The sequence below is a fragment of the Paraburkholderia caballeronis genome (genome assembly GCF_900104845.1).
GTDB classification, from domain to species: Bacteria; Pseudomonadota; Gammaproteobacteria; order Burkholderiales; family Burkholderiaceae; genus Paraburkholderia; species Paraburkholderia caballeronis.
This window is the reverse complement of record NZ_FNSR01000001.1, coordinates 1202820-1218968: the sequence shown is the minus strand read 5'-3', so window position 1 is coordinate 1218968 and position 16149 is coordinate 1202820. Positions and strand designations below refer to the sequence as shown.

15 protein-coding genes and 1 pseudogene are annotated in these 16149 nt (G+C 67.9%); 8 read left to right on the top strand and 8 right to left on the bottom strand.

Annotation, left to right across the window (positions count from 1 at the left end):
• Nucleotides 1-415 precede the first annotated feature (415 nt).
• From BLV92_RS05405 to BLV92_RS05385, 5 genes and pseudogenes are all read left to right on the top strand, one after another.
• The gene (locus BLV92_RS05405; RefSeq protein WP_090542940.1) at nucleotides 416-838 is read left to right on the top strand and encodes a hypothetical protein; all 423 of its coding nucleotides are present in this window, start codon (nucleotides 416-418) and stop codon (nucleotides 836-838) included.
• A 128-nt stretch (nucleotides 839-966) separates the two neighbouring features.
• Entirely contained in the window at nucleotides 967-1179 is a 213-nt protein-coding gene (locus tag BLV92_RS05400) for a hypothetical protein (RefSeq protein WP_090542938.1), read from the top strand.
• 110 nt (nucleotides 1180-1289) lie between these two features.
• Nucleotides 1290-1795: pseudogene (locus BLV92_RS05395) on the top strand (energy transducer TonB family protein).
• A gap of 430 nt (nucleotides 1796-2225) precedes the next feature.
• Entirely contained in the window at nucleotides 2226-3542 is a 1317-nt protein-coding gene (locus BLV92_RS05390) for an MFS transporter (RefSeq protein ID WP_090542936.1), read from the top strand.
• A gap of 165 nt (nucleotides 3543-3707) precedes the next feature.
• Nucleotides 3708-3887 carry a hypothetical protein gene (locus BLV92_RS05385; protein WP_090542934.1) on the top strand — a complete coding sequence of 60 codons (180 nt, stop codon included), beginning with the start codon at nucleotides 3708-3710 and terminating at the stop codon, nucleotides 3885-3887.
• Between the two features lie 16 nt (nucleotides 3888-3903).
• Here BLV92_RS05385 and BLV92_RS31985 read toward each other — a convergent pair whose 3' ends face one another.
• Together BLV92_RS31985 and waaC are read right to left on the bottom strand one after the other, a co-directional pair.
• Nucleotides 3904-4062 carry a hypothetical protein gene (locus BLV92_RS31985; protein ID WP_167626997.1) on the bottom strand — a complete coding sequence of 53 codons (159 nt, stop codon included), beginning with the start codon at nucleotides 4060-4062 and terminating at the stop codon, nucleotides 3904-3906.
• 257 nt (nucleotides 4063-4319) lie between these two features.
• Complete coding sequence (gene waaC / locus BLV92_RS05380) at nucleotides 4320-5345, bottom strand: lipopolysaccharide heptosyltransferase I (protein ID WP_090542932.1); 1026 nt, start codon at nucleotides 5343-5345, stop codon at nucleotides 4320-4322.
• Between the two features lie 173 nt (nucleotides 5346-5518).
• Here waaC and BLV92_RS05375 point away from each other — a divergent pair, with 173 nt between their 5' ends.
• A complete protein-coding gene (locus BLV92_RS05375; RefSeq protein WP_373681891.1) occupies nucleotides 5519-6919 on the top strand; it encodes a chloride channel protein in 1401 nt (466 codons plus the stop codon).
• A gap of 213 nt (nucleotides 6920-7132) precedes the next feature.
• Here the strand turns inward: BLV92_RS05375 and BLV92_RS05370 are convergent, their stop codons facing one another.
• The 6 genes from BLV92_RS05370 to map form a co-directional block, all read right to left on the bottom strand.
• Nucleotides 7133-7444, bottom strand: a complete 312-nt coding sequence (locus tag BLV92_RS05370) for a YXWGXW repeat-containing protein (protein WP_090542928.1) — start codon at nucleotides 7442-7444, stop codon at nucleotides 7133-7135.
• A 246-nt stretch (nucleotides 7445-7690) separates the two neighbouring features.
• Nucleotides 7691-7945 carry a cell division topological specificity factor MinE gene (minE, locus tag BLV92_RS05365; RefSeq protein WP_090542927.1) on the bottom strand — a complete coding sequence of 85 codons (255 nt, stop codon included), beginning with the start codon at nucleotides 7943-7945 and terminating at the stop codon, nucleotides 7691-7693.
• Nucleotides 7946-7959: 14 nt separating this feature from the next.
• The gene (gene minD / locus BLV92_RS05360) at nucleotides 7960-8775 is read right to left on the bottom strand and encodes a septum site-determining protein MinD (protein WP_090542926.1); all 816 of its coding nucleotides are present in this window, start codon (nucleotides 8773-8775) and stop codon (nucleotides 7960-7962) included.
• Nucleotides 8776-8842: 67 nt separating this feature from the next.
• The gene (gene minC / locus BLV92_RS05355) at nucleotides 8843-9682 is read right to left on the bottom strand and encodes a septum site-determining protein MinC (RefSeq protein ID WP_090542924.1); all 840 of its coding nucleotides are present in this window, start codon (nucleotides 9680-9682) and stop codon (nucleotides 8843-8845) included.
• Between the two features lie 211 nt (nucleotides 9683-9893).
• Nucleotides 9894-10430: a GNAT family N-acetyltransferase gene (locus tag BLV92_RS05350; protein WP_090542922.1), complete on the bottom strand. Its 537-nt coding sequence runs from the start codon at nucleotides 10428-10430 to the stop codon at nucleotides 9894-9896.
• A 120-nt stretch (nucleotides 10431-10550) separates the two neighbouring features.
• The gene (map, locus tag BLV92_RS05345; protein ID WP_090546846.1) at nucleotides 10551-11336 is read right to left on the bottom strand and encodes a type I methionyl aminopeptidase; all 786 of its coding nucleotides are present in this window, start codon (nucleotides 11334-11336) and stop codon (nucleotides 10551-10553) included.
• Nucleotides 11337-11906: 570 nt separating this feature from the next.
• Between map and BLV92_RS05340 the strand changes: the two genes are divergently transcribed.
• Entirely contained in the window at nucleotides 11907-14429 is a 2523-nt protein-coding gene (locus tag BLV92_RS05340; RefSeq protein WP_090542920.1) for an alkaline phosphatase family protein, read from the top strand.
• Nucleotides 14430-14535: 106 nt separating this feature from the next.
• A complete protein-coding gene (locus BLV92_RS05335; RefSeq protein ID WP_090542918.1) occupies nucleotides 14536-15897 on the top strand; it encodes a cytochrome-c peroxidase in 1362 nt (453 codons plus the stop codon).
• The last annotated feature ends 252 nt before the right edge of the window (nucleotides 15898-16149 follow it).

Genomic DNA, 16149 nt, shown 5'->3' with positions numbered 1-16149 from the left:
TAGCCGGATTTGACTTCCGATGGAATGCAGGCCGCACTGTTATTTTTTGGTGGGTCGGTTGGTGGGTAGCAACACATACCGACCAGAAAACCCTTGTCACACCGGGATGATTGGCGGACACGGCCTCCGCCAGTCCTCGTTCAAGCGACCTGCCTCCGCCGTTAATCCGTTAACGGGCAAAAACGGCGACGCGGCAAAAAATCCCCAGTTGCGCCAGCCGCGCCCATTTGCATGCGTTGCGCCGCATCCGCCCCCACCGGGGACGTGATCCACATGATCGTCCTGCCATCGGCATGAAATGCGGCGGGATAAATTCTGTCGAACAACGAATGCTGCCGTGATAGACAGTTTCGGCGTCGCTCAGACACGAGCGCAACTCGCCGCTGAGACGCGCGAGACACGAAGCAAGCGACGCATGATCGCCATCGCAGCGATCGAGCGCGCGTGCATACGCGATTGCCTCCGCGAAGCGTTCGACCAGCTTGCGCACCCGCGCCTGCCGGTCTCCGTCGTCGCCGGTCCGCTCCTCATCGAGCATCACCGCGAACCGCAGTTCGCGATTGACGAACTGCCCGAACGCTTTTCGAAGCGGCGAAACGATTTCCCGCTGGAGCCCCTCGTCTTCCGGTTCGGGCAGTGCGCCCGCTTCACGCTGCATGTTGCCTGCGATCAGCCAGGCTTCCGATTCGAGATCCTCGACCGCCTGGTCGCCCCGCGTCCTGCGCGCGATGCATTCGAGTTGCGCGCGCAGCGGGGGCGAGCAATCGACGGACGAACGCCTCTTGCCGGTCTGAACGAAGACGCGCAGCTTAGGGCAACCGTACGCGCCCGAAGTTGACCTGCTCCGGATCGGCCGTCACGCGATTCGCGTTGCGCGCACACCGCGGTCCATGCCCTATCCGTTCAATTACCTAGGTAAAAACCCTAGTGTGCGGTAAAATCCCGCATCCCCGGGAAGATACTGCCATGCCTGAACGTTTCCAACTCCTTGAAAAGATTGCCTTTTCCTTCGTGTGCCTGGCCGCTGCGGTCTGCACCGCCTTCATCGCGTACGAAAGCTCGCCCGATCTGCGGCTCGAACTCGCGAACGGCAAGGCGCTCTTCCTGAAGAGCGGCGAGTATTCGTACGCGTGCGCCACGGTCGTCAACGACCCTTGCGCGCAATTCCCGGTCGAGTAAGTCGGTTCTCACTCACCTCCGCGGCCGCGTCCGCCGCGGATCGGCTTCGCGTTGTATCCGGCACCGTTTCGGCTAAGCTTCAACAGTCCCGCATTCGGCCTCGCCGGTCCATGAGCCACCCCGTTCCTGTCCGCCGCCATCACGCCAGCCCTGGCCGACACGTCACCGTCGTCGTTGCGGCAACCGTGCTCGCAGCCGCGTGCACGATCACGCCGCCGCCGCGTCCGGTCACCGGCGTGCCGCCCGCCGCCGTTCGCAGCGCCGCGCTCGACCGCTACCGCGCGGACGTCGCGCAGCGCATCCTCGACCGCAACCCGTCCTATGTACTGCACGGCGCCCCGCAGGCGATGCTGCGGTCGCTGGTCGTCGTCGCGTTCACCGTCGATCGCAACGGCCGGGTCGTCGAATCGTCGGTGTACCGGACCAATGGCGACGACGAAGCCGAAACCACCGCGCTGTCGACGCTGCGCCGCGCGTCCCCACTGCCGCCGCCTCTCCGGGCCGGCTGCTCGACGCGCGAGGCCGTCTCGAACTGATGGAGGACTGGCTGTTCAACGACGACGGCCAGTTCCAGTTGCGCACGCTCGCGACGCCACAGGCGCAGACGCTCGACTGAACGGCGCGCCGCCGCGCGAGCCCGTCGCCTTGCTGCGCGCACCGGCCGATCGTTATAATCCCCTGCTACCCCTCACGCCGGCGTCTGCCCGGCGTCGCCGGTCGTCGCGCGCCACCCGCCGTCGGCCGACCGGCCCGACCGCGAAACCCGCCGCGCCGATCCGTGCGCGGCCCGCTTCGCGGCGTATCGCGCCCCGCCCGGTCGCGTTGCCGTGCGCACGCGCGGCGTCGCGCGATGCATACTGTCGAATCGTCGCCGGCACCGGACTTCCGCGTTTCCGCCCGCAGCCGCATCCCGAAGCGAACCTCCGCGCGAGGCGGTCGCTTCGGGATGCGCCGCGAACGTTCACGCGCCGCCGGACTTCGAACCCTGAACAAAGGCGCGCGCACGCTCCACATACGACGCGCGTCACGACAACGGAGACTCCTGCATGTCCACCTCCCCGCTTTCGCCGGCCCGCGCCGACCCATCGGGCGTCGCGCGGCAGACCAGCACCGCGCGCGTGATCTTCGCGAGCTTCATCGGCACCGCGATCGAGTTCTACGACTTCTATGTCTACGCGACCGCCGCCGCGCTCGTGATCGGCCCGGTGTTCTTCCCGCACGGATCGGCCACCGCGCAGGCGCTGTCGGCGTTCGTCACGTTCGGCATCGCGTTCGTCGCGCGGCCGATCGGCTCGTTCCTGTTCGGCCACTTCGGCGACCGCATCGGCCGCAAGTCGACGCTCGTCGCGTCGCTGCTCGTGATGGGCCTGTCGACGACGCTGATCGGTTTCCTGCCCGGTTACGACGCGCTCGGCAGCATCGCGCCGATCCTGCTGTGCGTGCTGCGCTTCGGCCAGGGCATCGGCCTCGGCGGCGAATGGGGCGGCGCGGCGCTGCTCGCGACCGAATATGCGCCGGCGGGCCGGCGCGGCTGGTTCGGGATGTTTCCGCAACTGGGGCCGTCGGTCGGCTTCCTCGCGTCGAACGGCCTGTTCTTCGGCCTCGCGCTCACGCTGTCCGATTCGCAGTTCCGCGAATGGGGCTGGCGCGTGCCGTTCGTCGTCAGCGCGGCGCTCGTCGCGCTCGGCCTGTACGTGCGCCTGAAAATCGCGGAGACGCCGGCGTTCAAGGCGGCCGTCGAACGCAAGGAACGGGTGCGCGTGCCGGTGCTGACGCTGCTCGCGAAGCACGGCTGGCCGACGCTGCTCGGCTCGCTGTCGATGGTGGTCTGCTACACGCTGTTCTACATCTCGACGGTGTTCTCGCTGTCGTACGGCGTGTCCGCGCTGCACATTCCGCGGCAGACGTTCCTCGGGATGCTGTGCATCGCGGTCGTGTTCATGGGGCTCGCGACGCCGCTGTCCGCGTGGGCGAGCGACCGCTTCGGCCGCAAGCCGGTGCTGATCGTCGGCATCGTCGCGGCGATCCTGTCGGGCTTCACGATGGCGCCGCTGCTCGGCAGCGGCTCGCTGCCGCTCGTGCTGCTGTTCCTCGTGATCGAGCTGTTCCTGATGGGCGCGACGTTCGCGCCGATGGGCGCGCTGCTGCCCGAACTGTTCCCGACCAGCGTGCGCTACACCGGCGCGGGCGTCGCGTACAACCTCGGCGGAATTCTCGGCGCGTCGGTCGCGCCGTACATCGCGCAGGTGCTCGCAGCGCGCGGCGGGCTCACGTGGGTCGGCGCGTATGTGTCGACGGCGGCGTTCGTCAGCCTGATCGGCGTGCTCTGCATGCGCGAGACGCGCGACACGAACCTGATGTAAGCGCCGCGTCTGCCGATGGAAAAGCGGAGTCTCGCGAGCGGATCGCGAGGCTCCGTTTTTATTTTTGGCGTCCGCCGAGGCGGGTTTATGCTTCGCGATACAGGCAGCGAATGCGGCTCCCTCCGAACGGGCCGGCCGTCGCGCCGCCGGTCACGGGAGCCGAACATGAATATCCGTCTGGGCAATGCCGATATCGTGCTGATGATTGCGCTCGCGCTCGTCATCTCGCTGCTGCTGGCGTTCCGGCTGCGCAACGCGAGCTGGCGCAGCATCGTGCTCGAAGCGTTCGCCGCGAACGCGGCGGCGATCGCGGCCGTCGTCACGCTGGAGATGCTGCTCGCGTGAGCGGACGCACAGAAGATCAACGGTAGTAGCCGCCGCCACCGCCGCGATAGTACCCGCCGTGGTAATACCCGCCGCCGCCGTAGTAGTAGCCCGGCCCTGCCGGCACCACGACGCACCCGCCGAGCATCGACGCGAGCAATGCGCCCGCGATCAGGGTCAACGTCGGTCGTTTCACTTCATTCTCCCATCGAGTTCATGTCGTCGGTTCGGCCGCCGCGATAACCGCGGCCTCGCACGAACCGATTGAACACGATGGCGCACAGCGGCGGCGTTGCAATCTGTAAGCGGCTATTCGCCCGGTGTTACAGATCGCGCGCCGAAGCCCCGGCCAGCACGGCGTCACGGGTCCGGACGCCAATTGGCCGCGACACATTTAACAGACGTGTAATGCAAAAGGCGCGCAAAAGAGCGCTGCGGGCGTTTATGCGACCGTCATGCGGCCGTGATGAACAGCGGAACGACGTTGCCGGGCTGGGTCGAGGTTTCGTCGCGGCGGCCGTCGCGCACGCGTTCGACCGCATCGAGCACCTGTGCGACCGACGGCACGCAAACGCCGTCGCCGACGGAGATCGAGCGCCCGGGCGCGGCGACGCCGCAGTGAAACGGGGATGTCGCAACGAACACCATCACGGTCGGTTTCATCAGCGCATGCGCGAGATGCACGAAGCCGGTGTCCGCGCCGACGACCAGCGACGCGTCCTCGATCCGCCGCGCAAGCTGCCTGACGCTCAGGCGCGGCAACACGGCGGCGTCCGGCACGAGCGCCGCGATGTCCGCCGCGGTCGCGCGCTCGGCATCGGAGCCCCACGGCAGCTCGATGCGCAGCCCGCGCGCGGTCAGTTCGCGGCCGAGCGCGCCCCAGTGCTCGACCGGCCACTTCTTCTCGTCCTTCGACGTCGCATGGAACAGCAGCGCAACTGGGCCGTCGGGCGGCGGCAGCGCCGGCTCGCCGTCGCGCGGCACGCGCAGGCCGAAGTCGGGCGGCGTATCGACGGCATAACCGAGCGCCTCGCCCGCGCTCACGCGCATCCCGTGCCACGCGTCGCAGTCCGGACGCGGGCCGAAGCGGCCGTTGTACGCGAACGCCGCGCCGCGCTCGCCGAGATCGTCCGCGCGGTAGCCGAAGCGCCGCCGCGCGCGCGCGAGCCGCGCGATGATCGCGCTCTTGTACACGCCATGGATGTCGATGACCGCGTCGTAACGCTCCGCGCGCAGGTCGCGGATCGCGCGGACGATCTCCAGCAGGTCGCCGCCGCCGCGCGCGCGCTTGAAGCGCCGCAGCGGCGCGCACAGCACGCGGTCGACACCCGCGTTCCAGCGCACGACGTCGGCAAACGACTCGTCGACCGCCCAATCGACGCTGACGCCGGGAAACGCGCGGCGAATGTCGGCGACCACGGGCAACGCCTCGACGACGTCGCCCAGCGACGTGACCTTGATCACCAGGATTCGTTTCATTTCCAGCTCGCTGGTTCGGAGTGCGGTGCGAATTCTGCAATATTACCGGACGCCGACTCGCCACTACATTTCGCGGGGTGCGGCGACCGCGTCTGGCCGAGGCCTTAGGCAGCAGCCGTCCCGACGGCCGCTATAATCGGCCCTTTCCCCCGTCGATCACCGAGATGCCGGGCATGCGGCCAGACCTCCTCCCGTTCGTCGTGCGGCGCGCGCGGCGCCTGTGGCGTCAGTACGGCGTGCTCTGGCTCGGCGCGATCGCCGTCGGACTCGTTTCCGTGTTCTACGCGCGGCTGATCGACTGGGGCTACGACACGTTCCTGCGTCTGCGCCACGAGCATGCCTGGCTCCCGCTGATCGTGACGCCGGCGGTCGGGGCCGCGTCCGTCTGGCTCACGCGCCGGTTCTTTCGCGGCGCGGAGGGCAGCGGCATCCCGCAGGTGATCGCGACGCTGCATACGCGGACGACGCAGTCCGGCGCACGGCTGCTGACGCTGCGCATCCTCGCCGGCAAGATCGGCGTGTCGCTGCTCGGCATCCTCGGCGGCTTCACGATCGGCCGCGAAGGGCCGACCGTGCAGGTCGGCGCCGCGTTGATGTTCAACCTGCGCCGCCTCTATCCGCGCTCGAACGCGGCCATCGAGCGCAAACTCGTGCTCGCGGGCGCGGCGGCCGGCCTGTCGGCCGCGTTCAACACGCCGCTCGCCGGCATCGTGTTCGCGATCGAGGAACTCACGCGCAGCTTCGAGGCGCGCGCGAGCGGCGTCGTGATCACCGCGATCATCATCGCCGGCGTGATCGCGCTCGGCCTGAACGGCAACTACACGTACTTCGGCACGATCGAGATCGGCGCGCACTTCCCCGACCTGCTCGCGGCGGCGGTCGCGCTGACGGCGGTCGTCACCGGCATCGCGGGCGGTCTGTTCTGCTGGCTGCTGCTGAACACCGCGCGCTGGATTCCCGCGCCGCTGCGCAAGCTGCACGGCGAACGGCCGGTTGCGTTCGGCGCGCTGTGCGGACTCGCGATCGCGGTGATCGGCGTCGCGTCCGGCGGCTCGACGTTCGGCAGCGGTTATTCCGAGGCGCGCGGGCTGCTGGACGGCCACGAACAGCTATCGCTCGCATACCCGTTCCTGAAGATGGCCGCGATGGTCGGCTCGTATCTGCCCGGCATCCCGGGCGGGATCTTCGCGCCGTCGCTGTCGATCGGCGCGGGTTTCGGCAACCTGCTGCACAGGGTGTTCAGCGACATGCAACTGCCGATGCTGATCGCGCTCGCGATGGTCGGTTATCTCGCGGCGGTCACGCAGTCGCCGATCACGTCGTTCGTGATCGTGATGGAGATGATCGACGGCCACGCGCTCGTGATCTCGCTGATGGCGACCGCGCTGATCGCGAGCCGCGTGTCGCGGCTGTTCGCGCCGCCGCTTTATGAAACGCTGTCGCTGCGTTATACGACGCCGCCGCCCGAGCCGGAACCCGCTGCGTCGCCCGAGGTGCCCGACGCGCTCGAAGTGCTGAACCCCGGCGAAGCAGAGCCGGAGCGCGGTGAAGCTGGCGGAACGCCGCATCAGTAGATCACGGCGGACGCGGGCCGATAGGGCATGGCGATGCCCCCGGCCGACAGTCTTCGACTCATGATTGCGTCGCCCTGTAGCACCGACCGGTGTCGAGCGTAGCGTCCATCGTCATCGCCCGCATCCGATAAGCGAAAGACCCACGCGACGTGAACGCCACCAGCCATACGTCACGTCGCGCGATAGGCCACCCGCGTCGCGAACCGGCCCGCGTTACGCCCAGCGGCCGCCGACCCAGCGCCAGTTCGGGCCGGCATGCACCCAATGCCCCGGCAGCCAGTGACGCCCGGCGTGCACGGTTTCCCAATGCCCGGCGATCCACACGTAGTGGCCGCGGTCCCAGCGCCAATGCCCCCGGTCCCACACGTAACCGGCGCGCGGTCCGGGCACGACTTCGGCGCGCAGCGGCGGCGGCGCGGACGGCGCGACGACGATCACGTCGGCGAATGCGGGAGCGGCGATGGCGCCGATACCGGCGCCGACGAATGCGGCCTTCGCGAGCAGCACACGGATGGATTTGTTCATGTGGGTCACCTTTTCAGTTCGAACGAACACGCCGACGATGGCGTTATCCGCTCAATGCGCGAGCCGCGCGATGGGCTGACAAGGGCCGTATTACGAGTGGGGGTGAAGTGAAACCGATTGTTGCGAGCCGCGCCCATCGCGACGCGCACCATGCGCGACGCCGATGCAACCGGAAACCAGCCGCATCGGCGTCGATGGAAAAGGAACCGCGAACGAAGCGCCGCGCACCACACGCGCGGCGCGACGTCAGGCCTGCGGAATCTCGATCTTCACTTCGAGCACTTCGAGATCGTCCTGGCGTTCGAGACTCACCCGGATGTCGTCATCGGAGATCTTCACGTACTTCGAGATCACCGCGACCAGCTCGCGCTGCAACGCCGGCAGATAATCGGCAGGCGGATGACCGCCGGCCCGCTCGTGAGCAATGATCAGCTGCAGGCGTTCCTTCGCTACCGACGCGGATTTTTTCTTCTCGCCCAGCAAAAACGAAAGAATCGACATGACGTGCGCCTCCGTTACTTGTTGCCGAAGAGGCGCTGCAGCAGGCCCGGCTTCTGATAGTCGGTGAAGCGCAGCGACTTCTGTTCGCCGAGGAAGCGGCCGACGACATCCTTGTACGCCTCCGCGACGTCGGTGCCGTCCAGATGCACGGCCGGCAGACCCTGGTTCGACGCATGCAGCACCGCCTCGGACTCGGGGATCACGCCGATCAGCTCGATGCGCAGGATTTCCTGGATGTCGGTGAGCGACAGCATCTCGCCTTCGCTCACGCGCTTCGGGTTGTAGCGCGTAATCAGCAGATGCTCCCTGATCGGCTCCTTGCCCTCGATCGCGCGTTTCGTCTTCGACGACAGGATACCGAGGATGCGGTCGGAGTCGCGCACCGACGACACTTCCGGGTTCGTGACGACCAGCGCCTCGTCCGCGAAGTGCATCGCGAGCAGCGCGCCCGACTCGATGCCCGCCGGCGAATCGCAGACGATGTATTCGAAGTCCATCGCGATCAGGTCGTTGATGACCTTCTCGACGCCTTCCTGCGTCAGCGCATCCTTGTCGCGCGTCTGCGACGCCGGCAGGATGAACAGGTTCTCGCACTTCTTGTCCTTGATGAGCGCCTGGTTCAGGTTCGCCTCACCCTGGATCACGTTGATCAGGTCGTACACGACGCGCCGCTCGCAGCCCATGATCAGGTCGAGGTTGCGCAGGCCGACGTCGAAGTCGATGACCGCGGTCTTGTGGCCGCGCAACGCGAGGCCCGACGCGAAGCTCGCGCTCGTGGTCGTCTTGCCTACGCCACCCTTGCCCGAAGTCACCACAATGATTTTTGCCATTCCCTTACCTTGTGTTCGTCAGATTCGTCAGTTTGGTCGCCCTGCGTGCCCGTTCGAGTGTGGCACTTCAGGTAAGCCGTAGCGGTTCGATAAGCAGCTTTTCGTCGTCGTCGAGGCGGATCTGCACCGGCTTGCCGTGCACGTCGGCCGGCAGCGGGTTCTCGGTCGTACGGTAGATGCCCGCAATCGAGATCAGTTCCGCTTCGAGACACGTGCAGAAGATGCGCGCGTCGTGATTGCCGTGCACGCCCGCGAGCGCGCGGCCGCGCAGCGGCGCGTAGATGTGGATGTTGCCTTCGGCGATCACTTCCGCGCCGTTGCTCACGAGCCCGAGCACGACGACGTCGCCCTTCGCGTAGATCCGCTGCCCCGAGCGCAGCGGGCGATCGACGATCAGCGCGGGTTCGGCGCGCGCCGCACGGCCGGCTTCGAGCGCGACCGGCGCGGACGTGTCGGCGGCCGCAGCGTCGGAATCGGCGTCCACGGAAGAAAAGATGTCGGCCTGCGCGGCGTCGGCGGCGGCAACGCTTGTTGCTTCCGGCACCGCGGGTTCTTCGGCGGACGGCTTCGCCGCGTTCGCATTCGCGCGGCGGTCGCGCGCTTCGAGCAGCGGCAGCCCGGCTTCGGCCGCCCAGCCATGCTGCTCCGGGTGCGCGACGACGCCGACCGGACGCATCCGCACGCTTTCCAGCAGCTTCGCAATGTCGCCGAGCGGCACCTGTTCGCCGTCGCCGAGACGACGCACGTCGATCGCGACGACATCGTTGGCGAAAAATTCGGGCGTCGCCTCGAAACGTCGGGTCAGCTCGACGCGCATCGCGTCCAGCTCGGTCGTCTTGACCACGAACAGTAGCGTATCGACTGAACCGCTCTTCAGTTCAAAATATGGCGATTTCCTGGGCGACATGGTGCTCGGCGAAAAATTTTGCGTATTTTACAGGCGTCGCTCCGGCCGGCCATTATTTTTGATGGCGGCAACGAGCGATCACGGAGAGGACGAATGGACGCGCGGCGCGCGACGATGCGCGCGCCGCAGCGGATGAACCGGTGAATCGATGCGGGACCGGCGCGAAATCGACGCGCGACGCAACCGTAGCGCGACGCGAATGCCGGCGACGTTATTGCACCGAGGCGAGCGCCGCGCGGCCGCGGACCTCGCGCATCAGCAGTGTTTCCCACTGGTCCGGCACCTGCCGGCTGCGCGCATGGTCGCCGGTCGCGGCGAAACCGAGCCGCTCGTAGAAACGCATCGCGGTGACGTTCGCGTCCGGCACCCAGGCGTGGATCAGCGTCGCGCCTTCGCTCGCGAGCCATTCGATCGCGGTGTTCACGAGCAGCTCGCCGCCGCGCAGATGCCGCACCGCCGGCGCGACCCACAACGCCTGCACGAACGCGCGATGCGCGGCCGCGCTCTCGAAGCACGCGCTGATGAGGCCGGCAGGATGCCCTTCGGTGTACAGGATGAACGACGTGTCGGTATGGGAGACCGCGTGCTGCGCCGCCGCGGCGTCGAAGACGTCCGGGTCGTCTGACAGCGCGCCATCGTGGGTGTCGCCGAACGCGTGGGGCGCGTCCCGCAGCGAAGCAGTGCGAAGCTGACGGAGCACGGCACCCTGATCGGCGGTTATACGGCGAACGGTCAGTGACGGACTCATGCAGTCATATACCCAATAAAGCACTAACGCGTAGCTTTAACCGAACCGGCGCGAGAGTCAAATCCTTATTTAACGAAAACGGGCGCGCGCCGCGTCCGCCGCAAGCCCGTCCACCGGGCGTCATGGCGCTTCGTAGTCGCCGGTGCCGTCGGGCCATGGCGTGAGCAGTTCGTAACCGTCGTCGGTGACGGCCACCATGTGCTCCCACTGCGCCGACAGCGAGCGGTCCTTCGTGACGACGGTCCAGCCGTCGCGCAGCACGGCGGTGCCCGCGCGGCCCGCGTTCACCATCGGCTCGATCGTGAACACCATGCCGGGCTTCAGCCGCAGCCCCTGCCCCGGCTGCCCGAAGTGCAGCACCTGCGGCTCCTCGTGATAGACCTTGCCGATGCCGTGGCCGCAGTAGTCGCGGACGATCGAAAAGCCGTCCGCCTGCGCGCGGCGCTGGATCGCGTGGCCGATGTCGCCGAGCGTCGCGCCGGGCTTCACCTCGCGGATGCCGGCGAGCATCGCCTCGTAGGTCGTGTCGATCAACTGGCGGCCGACGCTGCTCGGCGTGCCGACGCAGTACATGCGGCTCGTGTCGCCGAAGTAGCCGTCCTTGATTACCGCGACGTCGATGTTGATGATGTCGCCGTCCTTCAGCACCTCGGCGCGGTTCGGGATGCCGTGGCAGACCACCTGGTTCACCGACGTGCAGATCGTCTTCGGGAAACCGAGGTAGCCGACGTTCGCCGCCACCGCCTTCTGAGTGTTGACGATGTAGTCGTTGCAGATCGCGTCGAGTTCGTCGGTCGAGACGCCGGGTTTCACGTGCTCGCCGATCATCGCGAGCACGTCGGCCGCGAGACGGCCGGAAATGCGCAGACGCTCGATGTCGGCGGCTGACTTGTAGGTAATGGCCATCGTGGACTGGAAACGGAAAACGGGAATGGCGCGGCGGCGCGAAAAGCGGGCGCCGCCGGAGTTGTCGATCCAGCGATTGTACAGAGTGCGGCCCGGAACGACGACGCGGGACGCAGCCGACGCGCGCGGCTGCGATGGCACGGCGGGGCGGCCGCACGCGGGCGGACCTGGGCGCTCCGGGCAAAGACATCGGCCGGACGGGCACCGCGCGAACCGGCACGAGGGCGACCCACTGCCGACAACTTCTTACGAATCAATAGCTTGATTAATCAGACGAAACGAGACTTGTGCCGCCCCGCTGACCGACTCGCGAGGCCCCGCGCAAGACGATCAAACCGGCGTCACCGCCCCGCCCGACCGTTGCCCCAGGCCGACGCCCGCACGCAACACGCTCCTCGCCGCGCGCAAATCGTCGCCCGTTAGAGGCCGTCATCGCCCCGGTTACGCATCAGTGTCATATGGCGCTGCAAGTATTGGGCGGCAGCGAGGCTCCGCCCCCCAAAAACGCACAGCGGCAGAGCGCCCCGACAACGACAACTCGATCACCCCACCCTGCACATCGACAAGACCATGAAACTGCGCGCACTCACGCTCGCCTGCTCGGCGGCCCTTCTGAGCCTCGCCGGCTGCGGCGGCTCCGACGACCACCCGTCGTCGTCCACCGTCACCGTCTCGGGCGTCGCCGCCCAGGGCATCCCGGTCGTCGGCGTGCCGGTCACGCTCACCGACAGCACCGGCAAGGCCGCGCAATCGGCCGTCACCGATTCGAACGGCCACTACTCGGTCGTCGTCACCGGCAAGGCGCCGTTCGTGCTGACGGTCCCCGTGACCGACGCCGACGGCACGCCGACCGTGCTGTCGTCGGTGATCGACCCGGCGTCGTCGGGCGCGGCGATCGCGAACCTGAACCCGCTCACGACGATCGTCACGCAGCGGCTGTTCGGCGCAGTGCTGACCAGCGCGCCGACCGCGACGCAGATCAGCGGCGCGAAAATCTCGTCGACCAGCATCAAGCAGGCGGCCACCGACGTGAACGGCGTGCTGCAGCCGCTGTACACCGCGTTCGGCGTGCCGGCGAACGCCGTCTCCGACCCGTTCGGCAACGCGTCGTATGAGGCGAACTCCAGCAACCCGCTCGACAACCTGTTCGACATCGCGCACTTCACCGTGCATACCAACACGGTCAACGTCGGCGTCGGCACCGGCGGCAGCAACAGCAGCACGCACCAGGCGGTGCAGTTGCCGCTGACCGGCGCGATGCCCGCGCCGCTGCAGGCCGGCCCGGTCGCGGCCGCGCTCGCGCTGAACAACGGCCCGACGACCACGCCGATCCAGCACGTGATCGTGATCGTCGGCGAGAACCAGACGTTCGACGGGCTGTTCGGCGGTTACGTGCCGCCGTCCGGCCAGACCGTGAAGAACCTGTTGTCCGAGGGGATCATCAACGCGGACGGCTCGCCCGGCCCGAACTTCTCGCGCGCCGCGCAGAACCAGGGCGCGACGCAGACCGCGTACACGATCAACCCGACGCGCTCGTCGCCGTTCTCCGTGCTGCCGCAGCCGGAGACGACCGGCATCCTGAACCCGACGACGCTGACGACGGCCGGCGGCACGCCCGACGCGCGTTTCCCGGCGAACCTGCCGAACGGCCCGTTCCAGATCAGCAAGTACGTGCCGTACGCGACGTCCGACAACATCCCGCCCGCGTTCGGCATCACGCTGTACGCGAGCACCGGCGACCCCGTGCACCGCTTCTTCCAGATGTGGCAGCAGACCGGCGGCGACAACTCGAAGCTCGACATGTTCACGTGGGTCGCGACGACGGTCGGCCAGGGCGGCGACACGGTGTCCGACGACTCGTCGCAGTTGCAGATCACGCCGCAGAACCCCGCGCAGGGCGGCGAGCTGATGGGCTTCATGAACATGTCCGCCGGCGACGCGCCGTACTTCAAGTCGCTCGCGCAGCAGTTCGCGATCAGCGACAACTATCACCAGTCGGTGATGGGCGGCACCGGCATGAACTTCTTCCAGATCGCGACCGGCGACATGCCGTGGTTCAACAGCGCCGGCGCGGTCGCGACGCCGCCCGCGAACCAGATCGAGAACCCGAACCCGTTGTCGGGAACCCCGAACTTCTATACCCAGGACGGCTACGAAGGCGGTTCGTACGTGAACTGCTCGGACGCGTCGCAGCCGGGCGTCGGCACGATCCTGAGCTACCTCGCGACGAAGAACGTGCCGAGCAACTGCGAGCCGGGCAAGTTCTACCTCGTGAACAACTACAACCCCGGCTACGAGACGGACGGCACGCCCGCGCCGATCGGCCCGAACAACTTCAACTATCCGCCGCAGACGGTGCCGACCATCGCCGAATCGCTCGCGCAGCACAAGGTGTCGTGGAAGTGGTACACCGGCGCGCGCGACGCGGCCGACGTGACCGCCGAAGCCGCGCTGCTGACGGCGCTGGCCGCGCAGGCCGGCGTGACGCTGCCGCAGGCGGCCGCGGTCGGCGAGGCGCAGGCCGCGCAGTACAACAACATCGGCGATCCGCTCGTCGCATCGACGAACGTCATCACGAACCCGGCGCTGAACGCGAACCTGAACGACCTGACGTCGCTCGACCGGGACATCACCGGCGGCACGCTGCCGTCCGTGTCGTATGTCGTGCCGAAGAACCTCGACAGCGGCCACCCCGGCTACTCGGCGCCCGCGACGCTCGAAGCGTTCCTCCAGCACGTGGTCGGCGAAGTGCAGGCGAACCCGGCGCTGTGGGCGAACACCGCGATCCTCGTGACGACCGATGAAGGCGGCGGCCACTTCGACACCGGCCCGATCCAGAACCTCGACTTCTTCGGCGACGGCCCGCGCATTCCGATGCTCGTCGTGTCGCCGTATGCGCGCACCGGGATGGTCGATCACACGTACTACGATCACGCGTCGGTGCTGAAATTCATCGAGCGCAACTGGCGTCTGCCGCCGCTGTCGAAGCGCAGCCGCGACCGCCTGCCGAACCCGGTCGCGTCGCAGCAGAACGCGTATCTGCCGGCGAACAGCACCGCGATCGGCGACCTGATGCCGATGTTCAGCTTCTGACCGCACCGGCGGCAACGACGGGCGCCGCGTGCGTGGCACGACGCGGCGCCCCGATCGATGGCGGAGCGCGGCTCCGCCATTTTCAATGCAACACGAAGCAGCCCACATGATTCGAGACGGTTTCAGGCCGGCCAGCAGATGGACCGGCATCGCCCTGGCGGCCGCGCTGGCCGCGGCGGCGGCAACCGCGCCGCTGAAGGCCGCGCAGCCCGGCGCGGCGTTCGCCGCGGCAAACGGCGCGCACCCCCACCCGCCCGCAGTCGCGCCGGTAGTCTCGGGCGGCAAGCCGCTGCAGCGCTGGATACGCTACCCGGCCGTGCCGGCGAAGCTGAGCGCCGAGGCGATGCTCGGCAAGCAGATCTTCTTCGACCCGTCGCTGTCCGCGTCCGGCAAGATGTCCTGCGCGAGCTGCCACAGCCCCGACCACGCATACGGGCCGCCGAACGGCCTCGCGGTGCAGTTGGGCGGTCCGGACCTGCACCGGCCCGGCACGCGCACGGTGCCGTCGCTGCGCTACCTGACGTTCACGCCGCTCTTCACGCGCCACTTCTACAACCCGGCGTCCGAGGACACCCAGGACGAAGGCCCGACCGGCGGCTTCATGCGCGACGGCTCGATGGCGTCGCTGCACGAGCAGGCCGCGCGGCCGATGCTCGACCCGAACGAGATGGCGAACACCGACCCGTCGGCCGTCGTCGCGAAGCTCGCGCGCGGCCCGTATGCGGACACGTTCCGCCAGGTGTTCGGCGCGGAGATCTTCGCGAACCCGAAGCAGGCGTTCGACCGGATCGGCAACGCGCTCGAAGCGTTCGAGACCGAGGACGAGAGTTTCCATCCGTACACCAGCAAGTTCGACGCGGTGATGTCCGGCCACGCGGACTTCACCGCGCAGGAACTGCGCGGTTACGCGCTGTTCAACGACCCGAACAAGGGCAACTGCGCGAAATGCCATATCGATACGCCGGGGCCGGGCGGCCGCCCCGCGCAGTTCGCGGACTTCTCGTACGCGTCGCTCGGCGTACCGCGCAACCCGGAAGTGCCGGCGACGCACGATCCGAAGTATTTCGACCTCGGCCTGTGCGGGCCGTACCGGCGCGACCTCACGAACGAAACCGACTTCTGCGGGCTGTTCAAGTCGCCGACGCTGCGCAACGCGGCGGCGCGCTCGGTGTTCTTCCACAACGGCCGGTTCCATACGCTCGAAGACGTGATGCACTTCTACGTCGAGCGGGACATCGCGCCGCAGAAGTGGTATCCGAAGCGCGCGGACGGCCGGATCGACCAGTACGACGACCTGCCGCCCGCGTATCGCGACAACATCGATCACGTCGACGCGCCGTTCGATCGCGGCGCCGGCTCGAAACCGGCGCTGAACGAAGCGGAGATCCGCGACGTGATCGCGTTCATGAAGACGCTGAACGACGGTTATTCGGCGACCGCCGGCGGGCCGAAGGTCGCAGCCCGCTGAACGGCTGCGGGCGACCGGCGGCGGGTGCCCGGCAGCGGGTGCCCGCGACGCGGACCTGCCGCCGCCTTCGGGCCAACCGGCGCACCCAGCGGCGGCGACGACAGGCGCGGCTTCGTCGCACCAGGGTCGCACCAAGGTCGCGCCGCCACCTTCCATCTCCCATTCCCCCGGCCGACTAGCCGCTTTCAAACGCGGGTTTCCTGGTAACCGCGTGTCCCTAACCCTTCAAAATTCGAGCCGCGCGGCCGTAAA